Annotated in this window: 15 protein-coding genes; 12 read left to right on the top strand and 3 right to left on the bottom strand. The window is 70.0% G+C overall.

The features are described from left to right. Nucleotides 1-105: 105 nt before the first annotated feature. Both ACZ42A_RS28925 and ACZ42A_RS28920 read left to right on the top strand, forming a co-directional pair. Nucleotides 106-1113, top strand: coding sequence for an NADP-dependent oxidoreductase (locus tag ACZ42A_RS28925; protein ID WP_468530220.1), 1008 nt, complete (start codon nt 106-108; stop codon nt 1111-1113). Continuing rightward, nucleotides 1110-1883 carry an SDR family NAD(P)-dependent oxidoreductase gene (locus ACZ42A_RS28920; RefSeq protein WP_468530219.1) on the top strand — a complete coding sequence of 258 codons (774 nt, stop codon included), beginning with the start codon at nt 1110-1112 and terminating at the stop codon, nt 1881-1883. The genes ACZ42A_RS28925 and ACZ42A_RS28920 overlap by 4 nt, the downstream gene beginning before the upstream one ends. Nucleotides 1884-2214: 331 nt before the next feature. Here ACZ42A_RS28920 and ACZ42A_RS28915 read toward each other — a convergent pair whose 3' ends face one another. Beyond that, nucleotides 2215-3036, bottom strand: a complete 822-nt coding sequence (locus tag ACZ42A_RS28915; RefSeq protein ID WP_468530218.1) for an SCO6745 family protein — start codon at nt 3034-3036, stop codon at nt 2215-2217. A gap of 79 nt (nt 3037-3115) precedes the next feature. Next, nucleotides 3116-3946 (bottom strand): alpha/beta fold hydrolase, encoded by an 831-nt coding sequence (locus tag ACZ42A_RS28910; RefSeq protein ID WP_468530355.1) that lies wholly within the window; start codon nt 3944-3946, stop codon nt 3116-3118. A gap of 306 nt (nt 3947-4252) precedes the next feature. Between ACZ42A_RS28910 and ACZ42A_RS28905 the strand changes: the two genes are divergently transcribed. The 10 genes from ACZ42A_RS28905 (at nt 4253) to ACZ42A_RS28860 (ending at nt 13314) form a co-directional block, all read left to right on the top strand. Next, nucleotides 4253-5452 carry an acetyl-CoA C-acyltransferase gene (locus ACZ42A_RS28905; RefSeq protein WP_468530217.1) on the top strand — a complete coding sequence of 400 codons (1200 nt, stop codon included), beginning with the start codon at nt 4253-4255 and terminating at the stop codon, nt 5450-5452. Nucleotides 5453-5459: 7 nt separating this feature from the next. After that, complete coding sequence (locus tag ACZ42A_RS28900) at nt 5460-6101, top strand: HAD family hydrolase (RefSeq protein WP_468530354.1); 642 nt, start codon at nt 5460-5462, stop codon at nt 6099-6101. Between the two features lie 51 nt (nt 6102-6152). Continuing rightward, nucleotides 6153-7676: a class I adenylate-forming enzyme family protein gene (locus ACZ42A_RS28895; protein ID WP_468530216.1), complete on the top strand. Its 1524-nt coding sequence runs from the start codon at nt 6153-6155 to the stop codon at nt 7674-7676. A gap of 56 nt (nt 7677-7732) precedes the next feature. Next, nucleotides 7733-8425, top strand: coding sequence for a TetR/AcrR family transcriptional regulator (locus ACZ42A_RS28890; RefSeq protein WP_468530215.1), 693 nt, complete (start codon nt 7733-7735; stop codon nt 8423-8425). A gap of 155 nt (nt 8426-8580) precedes the next feature. Continuing rightward, nucleotides 8581-9399: an SDR family oxidoreductase gene (locus ACZ42A_RS28885; protein ID WP_468530214.1), complete on the top strand. Its 819-nt coding sequence runs from the start codon at nt 8581-8583 to the stop codon at nt 9397-9399. 43 nt (nt 9400-9442) lie between these two features. Next, the gene (locus ACZ42A_RS28880; RefSeq protein WP_468530213.1) at nt 9443-9685 is read left to right on the top strand and encodes a hypothetical protein; all 243 of its coding nucleotides are present in this window, start codon (nt 9443-9445) and stop codon (nt 9683-9685) included. After that, the gene (locus ACZ42A_RS28875) at nt 9672-10901 is read left to right on the top strand and encodes an acyl-CoA dehydrogenase family protein (RefSeq protein WP_468530212.1); all 1230 of its coding nucleotides are present in this window, start codon (nt 9672-9674) and stop codon (nt 10899-10901) included. Before ACZ42A_RS28880 ends, ACZ42A_RS28875 begins: the two co-directional genes overlap by 14 nt. A 1-nt stretch (nt 10902) precedes the next feature. After that, a complete protein-coding gene (locus ACZ42A_RS28870) occupies nt 10903-11685 on the top strand; it encodes an SDR family oxidoreductase (protein WP_468530211.1) in 783 nt (260 codons plus the stop codon). Continuing rightward, nucleotides 11678-12712 carry a phosphotransferase family protein gene (locus ACZ42A_RS28865; protein WP_468530210.1) on the top strand — a complete coding sequence of 345 codons (1035 nt, stop codon included), beginning with the start codon at nt 11678-11680 and terminating at the stop codon, nt 12710-12712. Before ACZ42A_RS28870 ends, ACZ42A_RS28865 begins: the two co-directional genes overlap by 8 nt. A gap of 17 nt (nt 12713-12729) precedes the next feature. Then, nucleotides 12730-13314, top strand: a complete 585-nt coding sequence (locus ACZ42A_RS28860; protein WP_468530209.1) for a catalase family protein — start codon at nt 12730-12732, stop codon at nt 13312-13314. Between the two features lie 38 nt (nt 13315-13352). Here ACZ42A_RS28860 and ACZ42A_RS28855 read toward each other — a convergent pair whose 3' ends face one another. Further along, a complete protein-coding gene (locus ACZ42A_RS28855) occupies nt 13353-15782 on the bottom strand; it encodes a SpoIIE family protein phosphatase (protein WP_468530208.1) in 2430 nt (809 codons plus the stop codon). Nucleotides 15783-16349: the final 567 nt, after the last annotated feature.

The following is a 16349-nucleotide window of genomic DNA, read 5'->3' as shown; positions in this document are numbered from 1 at the left end:
AACCCTGGGAGCCCGACGGGGAGAGGTGGTTGTGGCCAATATCACGTGAGCAGGCGTACCTACTGGTCGGTATGGTCGCAGGGAGCCGCGACGACAGGAGGCGCGATGTCTGCGACCAACCGCCAGATCCGTCTGGCAGCCCGCCCCGTGGGCGAGGTCAAACCCGATGACTGGGAGCACTGTGCGGGGCCCGTCGACGAGCCGGGCCCGGGCCGGTTCGCGGGCCGCACGCGTGTCATCTCCCTGGACCCCGCGATGCGGGGCTGGCTGGACGACCGTCCCTCCTACCTGCCGCCGGTGGGCATCGGTGAGGTGATGCGTGCCGGATCGGTCATCGAGGTCACCGCATCGAACCACCCCGACTTCCAGCCGGGTGATCACGTGGTCGGAACGTTCGGCGTCCAGGAGTACGTGGTCTCCGACGGCAGAGGCGCCATGAAGATCGACACCTCCCTCGCCCCGCCCTCGACGTATCTCGGCGCGCTGGGCATGCCCGGTATGACCGCCTACTTCGGGCTGCTGGACGTCGGGGCGCTGAAGGACGGCGAGACCGTCGTTGTGTCGGGGGCGGCCGGCGCGGTCGGCACCATCGCGGGTCAGATCGCGAAGGCCAAGGGCTGCCGGGTCGTGGGCATCGCCGGAGGGCCGGAGAAGTGCGCGCTGCTCACCGAGGAACTGGGATTCGACGCGGCGATCGACTACCGCACCGAGGACGTCAAGAAGGCGTTGCGCCGACACGCCCCCGACGGCATCGACGTCTACTTCGACAACGTGGGAGGCGACATCCTCGACGCCGCCCTGACCCGGCTGGCGATGCACGCGCGCGTCGTGGTGTGCGGTGCGATCAGCCAGTACAACAACGCCACCGCGGTCAAGGGCCCCTCGAACTACCTCACGCTGCTGGTGCGCCGCGCCCGCATGGAGGGCTTCGTCGTCTTCGACTACGCGGGGCGCTACGCCGAGGCCGCCCAGGAGATCTCCGCCTGGATCGGCGCCGGCCGCATCAAGGTCAAGGAACACGTGGTCAGGGGGACCGTGGACGACTTCCCCGAGACGTTGCAGATGCTCTTCCGCGGCGAGAACGTCGGCAAGCTCGTCCTGGAGCTGGCATGACGGCCGCCGGGAGCGGGGCCGCGCTCCAGGACAAGGTGGCGATCGTCACCGGCGGTGCCAGCGGACTGGGCCGGGCCACGGCGCTGGCCCTGGCGAAGGCAGGGGCGCGCGTCGTGGTCGCGGACCTCGACGCGCGGGGCGGCCGCGAGGTGGCCGAGATGATCGGCGGCCGCTTCCGTGCCTGCGATGTCTCCGACCTCGAGGCCAACCGCGCGCTGGTGGACTTCGCCCAGCAGCAGTACGGCGGCGTCGACATCGCGTTCCTCAACGCTGGGGTGGCGACCGGATGCGGCGTCGACGAGGACTTCGACCTGGCGCGCTATCGCCGTGCGATGGGGGCGAACCTCGACGGCGTGGTGTTCGGCACCCATGCGGTGCTGCCGGCGCTGCGGGCCCGCGGCGGAGGGGCGATCGTGGCGACCGCGTCCCTGGCGGGCCTGGCGGCGGTGCCGCTGGATCCGCTGTATGCGGCCAACAAGCATGCGGTCGTGGGACTCGCACGCTCTCTGGGACCGGCTCTCGCGCGGGACAACGTGCGCTTCAACGCCGTCTGCCCGGGGTTCGCCGAGTCGCGGATCATCGACCACCTGCGTGACATGCTCGCCGAGCAGGAACTGCCGATCATCCCGGCTGAGGTCGTGGCGGACACGGTGCTGCGGATCGTCACCGGCGACGGCACGGGGGAGTGCTGGTTCGTCCAGGCCGGACGTGACCCGGAGCCGTTCCGTTTCCGTCATGTGCCTGGTCCGGGCAAGCCCGTCGGCATCTGAGAACGCTCACGGAAGTCTGTGTGGGCCACGCACTGCCGGTGTCACTGCTCGGCGGTTGCCATGGCGTCGGCGGCTGCCCCGAACCCACGGGTCCGGGGCAGCCGGGGCGCCGGGCAGGCTGACAGAGCCCCGGCGCCGCGCGGCACCGGGCTGCGCGGTGCCGCGCGTAGGTGCACTCCCCAGCGCGTCCGCCTGGCCGTCGAAGGTCCCGTGCCGCATCGTGGACGGTGCTGCTGACCTGCGCGAAGACCGCTTCACCTGCCCAACGCACTGAGAGGGCATGGCCACCGGTTCCAGCGGAGGAACCACGGGCGAAGGGGACAAGGGCCGGTCAGCCCAGATCGAGAAGACCGGCGTCGACGACGGCGCGGCCGAAGGGGCTCGCGAGTTCGGCCAGACGCTCACAGTCGGCGTCACCCAGGGTGGCGTAGGCGGGAAGGGCCAGACGGTCGGTGCGGTCCTCGATGTGCCGACGCAGCAACACGCCTTCCGGGCTGAGGGAATCGCCGTCGAGGAGACCTCGCTCGCGCAGGCGCTCGTGGGTGCCGGCCCACTCCTCCTCGGGCCATGCACGGCTCGCCTTGAGGAAGCCGACGGGAACCTCACCGGTCGCGGCGTGCAGAACCAGGGCCTCCAGGCCCCCGATGCCCTCGCTCAGCAGGCACGCGACATGGCCGTCTCCACGGAACTCCCGGAGCAGTGTCTGGGCATGCCACAGTTGCAGCACCGGCTCCTCCGGCCAGGGCAGTGCGGCATGAGCGGCGAACAGCGGGCGCCCCTGCGCGTGTTCGCAAGCCGCCTCGGCGGCCCGGCGGGTCAGCGCCAGCACCTCGTCCAAGCCGGGCAACTCGTGGATACCCGCCCGCCGCAGGGCTTCGGACGCCGCGGCGTACCGCGCGTCCAACACCTGCTGCGGCGTCGCTGCGTCCCAGGCTCCGTCGACCGCCTGCCGTACGACATCGGGGTTGAAGTTGTAGAAGGTCGAGATGACCAGCTCCGCGGATGCTCGGCCGAACGCGGCGCTCCGGGACGTGAAGTACCCGGCGCGTCCTCTCAGACCGAGGTCCGCGTACCGTCGCCTTCCCTCGGGGACGAAGTAGATCATGGCGTGTACGGGCTCGAGACGGCGCCAGGCCGTGCGCGCTGCCTTCATGGGGTCACCTCTTCGGAGAGTCGACGAACGGGGTATTCGCTGGACGGCGTACTCGCTGGACGGCGTATTCGCTGCCGGTTCAGTGGTCGCCGTGCGCTCGCAGGTGTTCGAGTAGGAGGCGGCTCAGCGTTTCGGGCGCCTCCTCGGGGATCCAGTGGCTGACGCCCTGGAGGGTCTCGAACCGGTACGGCCCGTTGACCCACCGCCCGGTCTCCCGTGCGGCTGCCGGGCCGAACGCGCTGTCCCCGGTGCTCCAGACGTACAGCGTGGGCACGTCGACGGCCCCGATCGCGCCGTCGGGGCGGCCGGCCCGGTACCAGTTCAGCGCCGCGGTGAGAGCCCCCGGCTGGGACAGGTGCCGTACGTAGGCCTCGGCGCTGTCCTGCGGGACCTTTCCGGCGAAGAAGCCGCGAACCTCTCGGGCGTCGTCGGCGAGCATGCGCTCCTCGGTCGCGGGTGTCGCGCGCCAGTCGATCATGTAGTGGGAGCGTGTGCGCTGGTCCTGGTCGGTGCGCAGGGTGGTGGCCAGAGCGCCGGGGTGCGGGGTCGAGACAACCGTCAGGGTGCGTACACGGCCGGGGTGGGCGTGCGCGGTCCACCAGGCCACCGCGCCTCCCCAGTCATGGCCGACCAGATCGAACGCCGCCCAGCCCAGTTCCTCGCTGATCGCGACCACGTCGTCGACGAGAAGGCCGATGCGATAGTCCTCGGGTCGCTGGGGGCGGGCGCCGGGGGAGTACCCACGCTGGTCGGGTGCCACCACCTGGTAACCGTGCGCCGCCAGCGCCGCGATCTGCCGTTGCCACACCAGCCCCGTCTGTGGGAAGCCATGCAGCAACAGCACCGGGCGACCGTCGGGCGGACCCGCCGCGATCGCGTCGAACACGCCCGCACCCGTGGTGATGCTCAGTTGGGTCACGATCCACCTCGCCATACCGACTGGTCGGTAGACTCCCTGTGGGGAGGGTGGGCTGTCAAGGTCAATGGTTGAACCTGACGCCGAATTCAACTATAACCGGTCGGGAGGCCGACTCCCGTCATCCCCGCGGCCATGGCTCGTTGTCATCGGTCACCTGAGGAGACGGTCAACGAGCCCTCATGGCGCCGCAGTTGGCGCAAGGCAGCGCCCGCCGACATCGATCCCGGCCCACGCCGCACGGATCTCCGGCCCCGAAGCTCAGGGACGAACCGAACCAGAAGAAGGCAGTGAGGCGACATGAGGGAAGCAGTCATCGTTTCGACGGCACGGACGCCGATCGGAAAGGCCTACCGCGGCGCGTTCAATGACACCCAGGCGCAGGAACTCGCCGCCCACGCCCTTTCGCACGCGGTGCAGCGCGCCGGGCTCGAGGGAGGTGAGGTCGAGGACGTGATCCTCGGCTGCGCCGTGCAGCAGGGGTCCTCGGGTTTCAATGTCGCGCGTCAGGCCGTTCTTCGTGCCGGACTTCCGGACACCGTCTCGGGGATGTCGATCGACCGGCAGTGCTCGTCGGGCCTGATGGCCATCGCGACGGCCGCCAAGCAGATCGTCGCCGACGGCATGCAGGTCGCTGTCGGCGGCGGTGTCGAGTCGATCTCCCTGGTGCAGAACGACCACATGAACACCCACCGCATGGCGGATCCCTGGCTGGTCGAGCACAAGCCGAGCATCTACCTGCCGATGCTGCACACGGCGGAGATCGTCGCCGAACGCTACGGCGTGAGCCGGGAACGGCAGGACGAGTTCGCGCTGGTGTCGCAGCAGCGCACCGCGGCGGCACAGGAGGCCGGCCGGTTCGACCGGGAGATCGTGGCGCTCACCAGCGTCAAGAAGGTTCTCGACAAGCAGTCCGGCGAGGTGCGGGACGAGGAGGTCACCCTGACCCGGGACGAGGGCAACCGCGCGTCGACCACGCTGGAGGGGCTGGCCGGGTTGGCTCCGGTGCTGCCGGACGGTCAGGTGAGCGCGCATTCCAGCGTCACGGCGGGCAACTCCTCGCAGTTGTCGGACGGGGCTTCGGCGTCGGTGCTGATGGAGTCGAAGGAGGCCGAGCGCCGCGGACTGGAGCCGCTGGGCGTCTACCGGGGTATGACCGTTGCCGGTTGCGGGCCGGACGAGATGGGCATCGGTCCGGTGTTCGCCATTCCGAAGCTGCTGAAGCAGCACAACCTCACCATCGACGACATCGGCCTGTGGGAACTCAACGAGGCGTTCGCTTCCCAGGCGCTGTACTGCCGGGACGAACTGCACATCGACCCGGAGCGGTTCAACGTCAATGGCGGCGCCATCTCGGTCGGTCATCCGTACGGAATGACCGGTGCCCGGCTCGTGGGGCACGCCCTCATCGAGGGCAAGCGCCGGGGCGTCCGGTACGTGGTGATCTCGATGTGCATCGGCGGCGGAATGGGCGCGGCCGGACTGTTCGAGGTCGCCTGACGTGGATATGTTGGCGAACGCGGTGGAAAAGACCCGAACCGCGGTCCTGGTGGACTTCGGCGGTGTCATCACCTCCAGTGTGCTGCGGGCCTTCACAGACTTCGGCGCCTCGCTCGGCGTCGACCCGCGCCTGCCGCTGGACCTCCTCGCCCGGGACCAGCCGTCACGCACCCTCCTGGCCGACCACGAGTGCGGCCGCATCGACGCCGAGGCCTTCGAGCGAGGATTCGCCGAACGTCTCCGTGTCCACGGCGCGGAGGTGTCGGCCGAGGGGCTCACGGCCCGGATGCAAGCGGGAATGTCGATCGACCAGGACATGCTCGCGCTGCTCGGCGAACTTCGAGCCGCCGGCCATCCCGTTGCGCTCGTGTCCAATTCGTTCGGAACCGGAACCTACGACGGCGTCGACCTCGCCGCTGTGGCCGATGCGATCGTCATCTCCGCCGAGGTCGGAATCCGCAAGCCCTCCCGACGGATCTACGCGATCGCATGTGAGCGCCTCGGCATCGACCCCGAGGAGGCAGTCATGATCGACGATCTGCAGCAGAACCTCGACGGAGCGGCACGGATCGGAATCGGGGGCGTACTGCACACCAGCGCCGCCGACACCCGCCGCCGGCTCGCCGAACGCTTCGGGATCACCGCCTGACCGATCGACCGACCGCCCAGCCACTTGCTCACATCCCGGGAGGCACTACCCATGACCAGCGTTTTCGATCCGGTCTGCCGCCACGCGGCCGCCACTCCCGACGCCATCGCACTGCGCGGCGCCACGGATCAGTGGACCTACCTCCAGCTGCGGGACGCGAGCGTGCGGTACGCGGGCGCCCTGGTCGCCGCAGGACTGTCCCCGGGGGACCGGGTGCTGCTCGCGGCGCCGTCGGTGCCCGAGTTCGTGGTGGCTTACCTCGGGATTCAGGCCGCGGGCTGTGTCGTGGTGCCGGTCAACACGATGTCCACCCAGGCCGAGGTCGAGTACGTTCTCGGCGACGCCGGATGCTCATTGGCGATCGCATGGCACGCCCTCGGCCCCGCCGTCGCGGAGGCGGCCGCGGCGCTCTCGGTGCCCTCGTGGACGCTGTCCCCGGGCGCGCCGGTCACCGCTGCCCCTGCTGACGTGGTCGACCGGGACCGCGACGAGACCGCCGCGATCCTGTACACCTCGGGAACCACGGGGCGGCCGAAGGGGGCCCAACTCAGCGTCGGGAACCTGCTGTCCGCCGGGGAGATCGGCGCCGAGTGCAGCCGGGCATCCAGCGCGGACCGCACCGGCACCGGACTCCCGCTGTTCCACGTGTTCGGCCAGGCATCGGTCATGATGGCGACCTTGACGGTGGGCGGCTCGATGTCGTTGCTGGCCCGATTCGACCCGGCGTCGATGCTGGAGATGCTGCGCCGCGACCGGCTCACGATCATGGCCGGCGTACCGACCATGTGGAACGCGATGCTGCACGCGGCCGGTGATGCGGATGCGGCGGACTTCGCCGGGCTCCGTGTCGCCGTCTCCGGCGGCGCGTCGCTGCCCGGGGAGATCGCCCGGGCCTTCGAGGCCCGCTTCGGCTGCACCATCCTCGAAGGGTATGGACTCACCGAGACCACCGCGTTCGCCACCTTCAACGACCTCGACCGCGGCGGCAAGACCGGGTACACCGGCAGGGCGGTGCCGCGGATGCAGGTTCAGGTGCGTGACGACCACGGCGAGGAGTGCCCGCCGGGTACCGTCGGCGAGGTCCACATCAAGGGGCCCACGGTGATGCGCGGCTACTGGAACCGCCCCGCGGACACCGCCGCGGCCATCTCGTCCGACGGCTGGTTCCGGACCGGCGACCTGGGCGAAACCGACACGGACGGCGACCTGCGCATCGTCGACCGTGTCAAGGACCTGATCATCCGCGGCGGTTACAACGTCTACCCCGGTGAGGTCGAGGAAGTTCTCTACGAGCACCCGGACATCGTCGAGGCGGCCGTGATCGGCGTTCCCGACGAGCACTACGGCGAGGAGGTCGCCGCGCTGATCGCCGCCCGGCCCGGTTCCGAGCTCGGTGCGGCCGAGGTGTCGAACTGGGCGCGAGAGCGGCTGTCCGCCTACAAGATCCCGCGCATCGTCCGGTTCGTCGACGCGCTGCCCAAGGGCCCGACCGGGAAGATCCTCAAGCGGTCCATCGACCGTACGGCCCTGGCCCGTGACACGGCGCCCGCCGACGTTGCCGCCCGACGCCACTGAGCCCCCGGCCCTTCGGCTTTGTGATTGTGGTGTCGGATTCAAGTACAGTTGCCCGGATGGAGACTACTGCGCGCGAGGAGACCGACGGCGAGCAGGCGCCGCCCATGGCACCCCTCTCGCACCTTCGTGAGCCACCCACGACGAAACGCGGAGCGCGGACACGGGCCGCTTTGGTGAAAGCCGCGCGGAAGGTGTTCGAACGGGACGGCTACCTCGACACGCGCCTGACCGACATCACCAAAGAGGCTCAGTGCGCCGCGGGATCCTTTTACACCTACTTCGCCAACAAGGAAGAGGTGCTTGCCGCCGTCCTCCTGGAGGCCCAGGAGGACATGATGCACCCCGGCATGGGCCGGGTGCAGGGTTCCGACGATCCCTATGCGGTACTCGAAGCGAGCAATCGCGCCTATCTCGAGGCGTACAAACGGAACGCGAAGCTGATGGGCCTGCTCGAGCAGGTCGCGCAAGTGGAGCCGGAGTTCCGCGAGTTCCGAAGCCGGCGCGCCGACGCGTTCATCCGCCGCAATGCCCGGGGCATCGCCGACCTGCAGGCGCGGGGTGTCGCAGACCGTGAAGTCGATCCGATGATGGCCTCCCGCGCGCTGTCGGGCATGGTCAGCGTCATGGCCTACAACGCCTTCGTGCTCGGCGAACGGCAAGAAGAAGGCACGCCCGTGGACTTCGAGGAGCTCTTGTCCACGGTCACCCGGCTCTGGGCGAACGCCCTACGGTTCCCCGGCCACCGCTGATCCGGCCGCTGATCCGCCTGTTCGGAAGCCGCTCAACCCCCTGGGGTTGGGCGGCTTTCTCCATGCGGCGCCGCGCACCCAACTATTGAACTTGACGTCGGATTCAATTATACAGGTCGCACGCATCGCACGCCCCGTCAACGGAGAGGGTTGCCGTGAACGTTGCACAAAGAGTCGCCATAGTCACCGGTGGTGGTGGCGGCATCGGCAGCGCGCTGGTCGCACGGCTCGCTCGCGAGGGTGCCCGTGTTGTCGTCGCAGACCTGGACGCTGACGCCGCGCGGGCGGTGTCGGAGGGAGTCAACGCCGACCATCCGGGAAGCACCGTCGGCGCCGGCGCGGACGTGTCGGACACCGAGCAGATCCAGCAGCTGGTCGACCTGGCGGAGAGCGCCTTCGGTCCGGTCGATCTCTACTTCGCGAACGCGGGCATCGCCGGCGCGCTCGGCCTCGACGCGAGCGAGCAGGACTGGGACCGCTCGCTCGACGTCAACCTGCGAGCCCACATCCGCGCGGCACAGCTGCTGGTACCGCGGTGGCTCGAGCGCGGCGAGGGCTACTTCGTCAGCACGGCTTCGGCGGCCGGACTGCTCACCCAGATCGGCTCCGCCACGTACGCCGTCACCAAGCACGCGGCCGTCGCCTTCGCCGAATGGCTGAGTGTCACCTACGGCGATCGCGGGGTCCGCGTGAGCTGTGTGTGCCCGATGGGGGTGAACACCAAGCTGCTGTCCTCCGGGGAGGACTCCGGCGACGCGCTGGGGCGAGCCGCGACGCGGGCCGTCACCTCCGCCGGAGACGTCCTGGAGCCGGCCGAAGTCGCCGACGCCGTCCTGGCCGCGATGCAGGACGAGCGCTTCCTGATCCTGCCGCACGAAGACGTTCTTGAGATGTACCGGCACAAGGGCTCGGACTACGACCGCTGGCTGCGCGGGATGCGCCGCTATCAGAGCTCCCTGCTGGCGCAGGCATGACCGGCGCGGCGGGCGAGCTCGTTCTCGCCAACACCGAGGGCCGGTGCTGGTGCTCACGTTCAACCGCCCCGCCAAGCTGAACGCCTGGACCGACGAACTCGAGGACCGCTATGTCGCGCTGCTCGACGCCGCCGAGGACCACCCGGAGCGATCAACGGGGGCGGAAGACCTCATGCTCCATGCCGTCCGCGGGTCCGAAGCCGTCGAGGGCGTGGCCAGTCATCTGGACGAACGCCCGCCCACCTTTCCCTCCCTACCCACCAGGAGTTCGAATGTCCCTGTTTGAGATGTCGGACCGCGCCAAGAAGTACCGGGCGGATCTGCTCGAGTTCATGGATGCGCACATCTATCCCGCCGAGGCGGTGTACCACGAGCAGATGCGCGCGTCGGGTGACCCGCACTTCCACCCGCCGATCCTCGAGGAGCTCAAGGCGGAGGCGCGCAGGCGTGGACTGTGGAACCTGTTCCACCCGCACCCGGAGTGGGGCCCCGGTCTGACGAACCTCGAATACGCGCCGCTGGCGGAGATCATGGGCCGCAGCCACATCGCCTCCGAGGCGTGCAACTGCAACGCTCCCGACACCGGCAACATGGAGGTGCTCACGCTGTTCGGCAGCGACGAGCACAAGGAGAAGTACCTCAAGCCCCTGCTCGACGGAACGATGGCCTCGGCCTTCGCGATGACCGAGCCGCGTGTCGCCAGCTCCGACGCCACCAACATCGAGCTGCGGATGGAGCGCGACGGCGACGCGTACGTGCTCAACGGCCGCAAGTGGTTCGCCTCGAACGCGATGCACAAGAACTGCAGGGTGCTCATCGTGATGGGCAAGACCGACCCGACGGCGGCCCCGCATCGCCAGCAGTCGATGATGGTCGTCCCGATCGACGCCCCCGGGGTCACCGTGCTCCGCAACCTCCCCGTGTTCGGGTACGCGGACCGCGAAGGCCATGCGGAGATCGTCTTCGAGAACGTCCGGGTGCCGGCCAAGGACCTGCTCAAGGGCGAGGGTGAGGGTTTCGCGATCAGCCAGGCCCGGCTCGGGCCCGGTCGTATCCACCACTGCATGCGGGCCATCGGCATGGCCGAGCGGGCGCTGGAACTGATGTGCCGGCGCGCACAGTCGCGGGTGACCTTCGGCAGTCCGGTCGCCGAGCGGTCCAACATCCAGGACTGGATCGCGGAAGCGCGTATCGACATCGAGATGATCCGCCTGCTCACGCTCAAGGCCGCGTATCTCATGGACACGGTCGGGAACAAGGAAGCGCGCACCGAGATCGCGGCCATCAAGGTGGCCGCCCCCAATATCGCGTTGAAGATCGTCGACCGCGCGATCCAGGTACACGGGGGAGCGGGAGTCACCGACGACTTCCCCCTGGCGATGATGTACGCGGGTCTGCGGACGTTGCGGCTGGCGGACGGTCCCGACGAGGTCCACAAGCGGGCCATCGCCAAGCAGGAACTGCGGCAGTACCGCGACGCGGCGACGACGGCGGTGAGCTGAGATGGCAGGACTCGATCTCACCGGTCGCACCGCCGTCGTCACCGGTGCCTCGCGCGGCATCGGACTGGCGATCGCCCAGGCCATCGCGGAGGCCGGCGGAAACGTCGTCCTGACCGCCCGGTCCCAGGAGGCGGCGGACGCCGCCGCGGCCCAGGTCAAGGGCACAGCGATCGGCGTCGGTGCGCACGCGGTCGACGAAGAGGCGGCCCGGCGCTGTGTGGATCTGACGCTCGAGCGCTTCGGCAGCCTGGACATCCTCGTCAACAACGCGGGGACCAACCCGGCCTACGGGCCGGTCATCGACCAGGACCACAGTCGGTTCGCGAAGACCTTCGACGTGAACCTGTGGGCGCCCGTCCTGTGGACGGGTCTGGCCACGCGGGCCTGGATGGGGGAGCACGGCGGGGCGGTCGTCAACACCGCGTCGGTGGGCGGCATGGCCGCCGAGGCGAACATCGGGCTGTACAACGCCTCGAAGGCCGCACTGATCCATCTCACCAGGCAACTGGCCCTGGAACTCTCGCCGAAGGTCCGCGTCAACGCGGTGGCACCGGGTCTGGTGCGCACGAAGCTGGCCGAGGCTCTGTGGAAGGAGCACGAGCAGGCCATGTCCGCCTCGATGGCACTGGGCCGTATAGGGGAGCCCTCCGACATCGCCTCCGCGGTCGCCTTCCTCGTCTCGGACGCCGCGAGCTGGATCACCGGCGAGACCATGCTGATCGACGGCGGGCAACTGCTCGGCGACGCGCTCCCGTTCAGGCAAGGAGCCGGTACCGGTGTCTAGCACGGACATCGTCGGAATCGACGCCGCGGCCGCGGGCCGCTGGTTCGCAACCCTCGGCGTCGACTTCACCGGGCCCTTGACCTTCGAGCGGATCGGGCTGGGCCAGTCGAATCTGACGTATCTCGTCCAGGATCAGGGCGGCCGCAGCTGGGTGCTGCGGCGCCCACCGCTGGGACGCCTGCTGGCGTCGGCCCACGACGTGGCCCGCGAGGCGCGGATTCTCACCGCCCTGCAGAGCACCGCCGTCCCGACCCCGCGGGTGCTCGGGCTGACCGATGATCCCGCCGTGACCGACGTCCCGCTGCTGCTCATGGAGTTCGTGGACGGCCAGGTCGTCGACAGCATGTCGATCGCGCGGTCGTTGACGCCCGAGCGCCGCCGGGCCATCGGATTGTCGTTGCCACGGACGCTGGCGAAGATCCATGCGGTCGATCTCGAGGCGACCGGGCTGACCGGTCTGGCCAGCCACAAGCCGTACGCACAGCGTCAGCTCAAGCGGTGGTCGGCCCAGTGGGAGAGGTCCAGGACCCGCGAGCTGCCCGCCCTGGAGGACCTCACCCGGCGCCTCGCCGCGTCCGTGCCGGAGCATCGCGAACTGACGCTCGTGCACGGCGACTTCCATCTGCGCAACGCCATCACCTCCCACGACAGCGGGGAGGCGAACGCGGTCCTCGACTGGGAGCTGTCGACGCTGGGCGATCCGTTGGCGGACATGGGCAGCCTGCTGGCCTACTGGCCGGCCAAGGGTGAGAACACCTCGGGCGACTTCGTCGCGACCGCTCTCGACGGCTTCCCGCCCCGCGAGGAACTCGTGGCGGCCTACTCGGCGGCGTCGGGACGCGACCTGACGGCGCTGGGCTACTGGCACGCGATGGGACTGTGGAAGGTCGCGATCATCGGGGAGGGCGTCATGCGCCGTGCGCTGGACGAGCCGCGGAACAAGGCCGCGTCCGGGACCCCGACCGCAGAGCGCATCGACGCACTGGTGGCGAAGGCTCACGAGGTCGCGGACACGGCAGGTATCTGAACCGTGTCTACACCTGGGTGATCGGCTTCCTCTCACCGGATTGGCTGTGGGACGAACTGTTCGCCATGCTGTCGTTCACCACCGTCCCGCGCAGGAACCTGCTGTCGTACACCTACAACAGCATGGGCGCGTTCCGGTACGGCGACCACATCGCCAAGATCCGCACCGTGCCGACGGCCGAGTCCCTGGCCTCCCTCGCCCACCAGATCGTGGACGTGCGCGCGGACAACGAGGCGTTCCGCCACACCCTGGTCGCCGAGGCCGCGGAACGGGACCACTCCTTCGAGCTCCAGGTGCAGCTCAACACCGATCTGGTGCGCATGCCGGTGGACAACACGTCCGTGAAGTGGCCCGAGGAACTCTCCCCCTGGGTGACCGTCGCCCGCGTGGACCTCCCGCGCCAGGACATCGGCGGGGACGACAACCTGGTGGCCGCCGACGCGACGTCGATCACACCGTGGCGCTCACGCGAGGAGCATCGGCCCATCGGCGAGATCCAGCGGGTGCGCCAGGAGGTGTACCGGCGCTCGTCCATCGAACGGCACCGCATCAACGGACAACAGCGGCGCGAACCGGCCGGCAGCGCCCAACTGCTCGGCTGACCGGCCCAGCCGCACCCGGCGGTCAAGAAGCCCTTGCCTCACTGTGATGACAGGGGTTGCTCGGCCCAGATGGTCTTTCCGTCGCGGCCGTAGCGGGTGCCCCACCGTTCGGACAGCTGGGCCACCAGGAACAGGCCACGTCCGCCCTCGTCGGTGCTCCGGGCCTGGCGCAGGTGGGGGGAGGTGCTGCTGGTGTCCGAGACCTCGCAGATGAGATGGCTGTGCCGGATCAGTCGCAGCAGTACCGGGCCGCCGGCGTACCGGTACGCGTTGGTGACCAGTTCGCTCACGATCAGTTCCGTCGCGAAGGCCACCTCCTCCAGCCCCCACTCGGTCAGCTGGTCCGTCACCAGCCCCCGGGCCCGACCGGCGGCAGTGGGGTCGGCCGGCAGCTCCCACGTGGCCACCTTCTCCGCGGCCAGCACCCGGGTGCGGCCCAGCAGCAGCGTCACGTCGTCGGCGGGCCGGTCGGGCAGCATCGCATCCTCCACCGCCTTGCACGTCTGCTCCAGGGAGCGGGCCGGACCGGCCAGTACGGTGCGCAGCAGTGTCAGGCCCTGGTCGATGTCCCGGTGGTCGGCCAGGAGCAGTCCATCGCTGCACAGGGCGAGCAGACTGCCCTCCTCCAGTTCGAGGTCGTCCGTCTCGAACGGCAGCCCGCCCACGCCCAGGGGTGGCCCGGCGGGGAGGTCGATCAGACGCATCCGGCCGTCCGGCCCCAGCACGGTCGGCGGCGGGTGTCCCGCGCGGGCCATGGCGCAGTGCCGGGAGACCGGATCGTAGATCGCGTACAGGCAGGTGGCGCCGACGATCTGGGCGGCGTTGTCGTCGGCCTGCCGCTGTTCGGTGGCCAGGTGGTCCACCAGATCGTCGAGCCGGGAGAGGACCTCGTCCGGAGCCAGGTCGAGATGGGCCAGGGTGTGCACGGCGGCACGCAGCCGTCCCATGGTCGCCGAGGCGTGCATGCCGTGCCCGACGACATCGCCGACGACCAGCGCGACGCGCAGTCCGGACAGCGGGATGACGTCGAACCAGTCGCCGCCGACACCGGTGGAGGCCTGGGCGGGCAGGTAGCGGTGGGCGGTCTCGACCGCCGGGTGCTCGGGCACCTCGCTCGGCAGCAGGCTGCGCTGCAGGGCCACGGCCGCCTGGTGCTGCTGGGTGTAGCGGCGGGCGTTGTCGATGCAGACCGCGGCCCGGGCGGCGAACTCCTCCGCCAGGGTGAGGTCGTCCTCCTCGAACGGCTCGGGCCGCTGCAACCGCCAGAAACAGACCAGGCCGAGCACCACCCCGCGCGCGGCCAGGGGCACCACCATCAGCGAGTGGACGCCCAGCGCCACCATCCTCTCGGCCCGCTCACGGTCGGCCAGGAGCCATCCGCGGTCGACCTCCAGGGTGGGCTGAATGACCGAACGCCGCTCGGCCAGGCACCGCGCCGGCGCGGTCTGTTCGGGGAAGGAGAACAGATGGTCCAGCGGGTACATCAGCCGCAGCGCCTCGGGCAGGACGCTGCGGACCGCCATCCGGCGCAGCGGGCCCACGGCATCCGGGGCGGGCTCCTCCCCACGGGCCACGGGTTCCAGCAGGTCCACCGAGAGCGCGTCGGCCAGCGCGGGAACCGCCGCCTCGGCCAGCTCACGCGCCGTCCTGGCCACATCCAGGGTGCTCCCGATCCTGGCGCCGGCCTCGTTGAGCAGTGCGAGGCGCCGACGGGCCCGGTGGCGGTCGGTGACATCCTCGACGATCTCGGTGACGCCGAGCACCCGGCCGGACGGGTCCTGCATCCGGAAGGCGGAGACGGAGACGAACAGTTCCTTCTGCGGGTCCCGTCGCAGTCGGCAGGGTTGCTCGGCGAAGATCACGGGCCGGCCCGTCTCCAGGACCGACCGGAGCCGCTCCTCGACCAGCTCCGCGTCCGGAGCGAGCAGGAAGTCGCCGGTGCGACGCCCGGGGTAGGCCTCGGCCGGCAGCCCGCCGAACCGTGCGATCGCCCGGTTCACCCGCAGCAGGCGCAGGTCCGGGTCGAGAACCGCGACACCGACCGGGGACCGGCGGAAGAAGCCGTCCAGCACGGCCCGGTCGACCTCCCACTGGACGACGTCCTCGGCGAGCGAGCCCACGAGCAGCCATTCGACGGTGGAGTCCAGCCGCTGCACCCTCCGGGCGCGGAACCCCACGTACATGCGGTGGCCCGAGCGATCCAGGACCGGCAGCAGCCCGAACCAGCCGCGCTCCCGTCGGCAGGCGGCGGCCGCCTCGGCGACAAGGGCCTCGTCACCGTCGGCGACCAGGACCTCGCGTATCGGCCGTCCCAGCACCTCGTCGGCCCGATGACCGAGCAGGCTCGTGGCCTGTTCGCTCCAGGCGACGATCCGCCCGTGGTCGTCGAGGACGGCGGACGCCGACTGGTGGATCGAGAACGGGTCCTCCGGGCTCTCGCTGAGCGTCGTCAGGGATGTGTCGTCCATCGTCCCATCAACCTCGCACCGTTCGAGGGACTCGCACTGCGGTGCGCCGGGGCGCTCCCACCCGTCCCGTGTGCCTGGGTCTGCGGCGGCTCATCCCCAGTATCGACCGCGCGGGCGCCGCGCGCTTCGTGGTACGGGCTTCGCGGGGCGTGACGGCCCACCTGGCCCGTGTCGGTGACGTCGTAGGCCATCGAGGCAGTGCTGTGGTGAGGAGCAGCGCCACGTCGTCGCGTGCCATCGCGTGCATGACGCGGGCCAGGAGGTCGTCGCAGACCTCGTCCAGGGGTGGCCGAGAAGCCGCAGCGCCTGGGCGAGTCCCCCTGTCCGGCGACGCCGGGGGACGCGCCCTGCAGCCGCGTCCCGGCCTGGCATGCCCACCGCCGGCAGCGGTACACCGCGCCGATGCTGCACACCGGGACATTGCGGCGACTGCCCCCGCCGATGGACGGCGGCGGGATTGCCGGCCACAGCGGGGAGCTCCACCTTGGTCGGTTCAGGGACGTCAAGGAGAGGAAAGCAGCTCCTCATGAGCGATCATGTGCACGTGCGACTCAGCCAGGGGCTGAG

The sequence above is a fragment of the Streptomyces sp. NPDC030838 genome, assembly GCF_055572035.1.
The sequence above is the reverse complement of the archived record's forward strand: the minus strand, read 5'-3'. Positions and strand labels throughout refer to the sequence as shown.

What these genes read in the sequence shown, in the direction of transcription:
- ACZ42A_RS28870 (WP_468530211.1), top strand. Translation starts at nt 10,903, where the DNA reads ATGGCAGGACTCGATCTCACCGGTCGCACCGCCGTCGTCACCGGTGCC.
- ACZ42A_RS28890 (WP_468530215.1), top strand. Translation starts at nt 7,733, where the DNA reads ATGGAGACTACTGCGCGCGAGGAGACCGACGGCGAGCAGGCGCCGCCC.
- ACZ42A_RS28900 (WP_468530354.1), top strand. Translation starts at nt 5,460, where the DNA reads ATGTTGGCGAACGCGGTGGAAAAGACCCGAACCGCGGTCCTGGTGGAC.
- ACZ42A_RS28905 (WP_468530217.1), top strand. Translation starts at nt 4,253, where the DNA reads ATGAGGGAAGCAGTCATCGTTTCGACGGCACGGACGCCGATCGGAAAG.
- ACZ42A_RS28875 (WP_468530212.1), top strand. Translation starts at nt 9,672, where the DNA reads ATGTCCCTGTTTGAGATGTCGGACCGCGCCAAGAAGTACCGGGCGGAT.
- ACZ42A_RS28895 (WP_468530216.1), top strand. Translation starts at nt 6,153, where the DNA reads ATGACCAGCGTTTTCGATCCGGTCTGCCGCCACGCGGCCGCCACTCCC.
- ACZ42A_RS28855 (WP_468530208.1), bottom strand. Translation starts at nt 15,782, where the DNA reads ATGGACGACACATCCCTGACGACGCTCAGCGAGAGCCCGGAGGACCCG.
- ACZ42A_RS28925 (WP_468530220.1), top strand. Translation starts at nt 106, where the DNA reads ATGTCTGCGACCAACCGCCAGATCCGTCTGGCAGCCCGCCCCGTGGGC.
- ACZ42A_RS28920 (WP_468530219.1), top strand. Translation starts at nt 1,110, where the DNA reads ATGACGGCCGCCGGGAGCGGGGCCGCGCTCCAGGACAAGGTGGCGATC.
- ACZ42A_RS28915 (WP_468530218.1), bottom strand. Translation starts at nt 3,036, where the DNA reads ATGAAGGCAGCGCGCACGGCCTGGCGCCGTCTCGAGCCCGTACACGCC.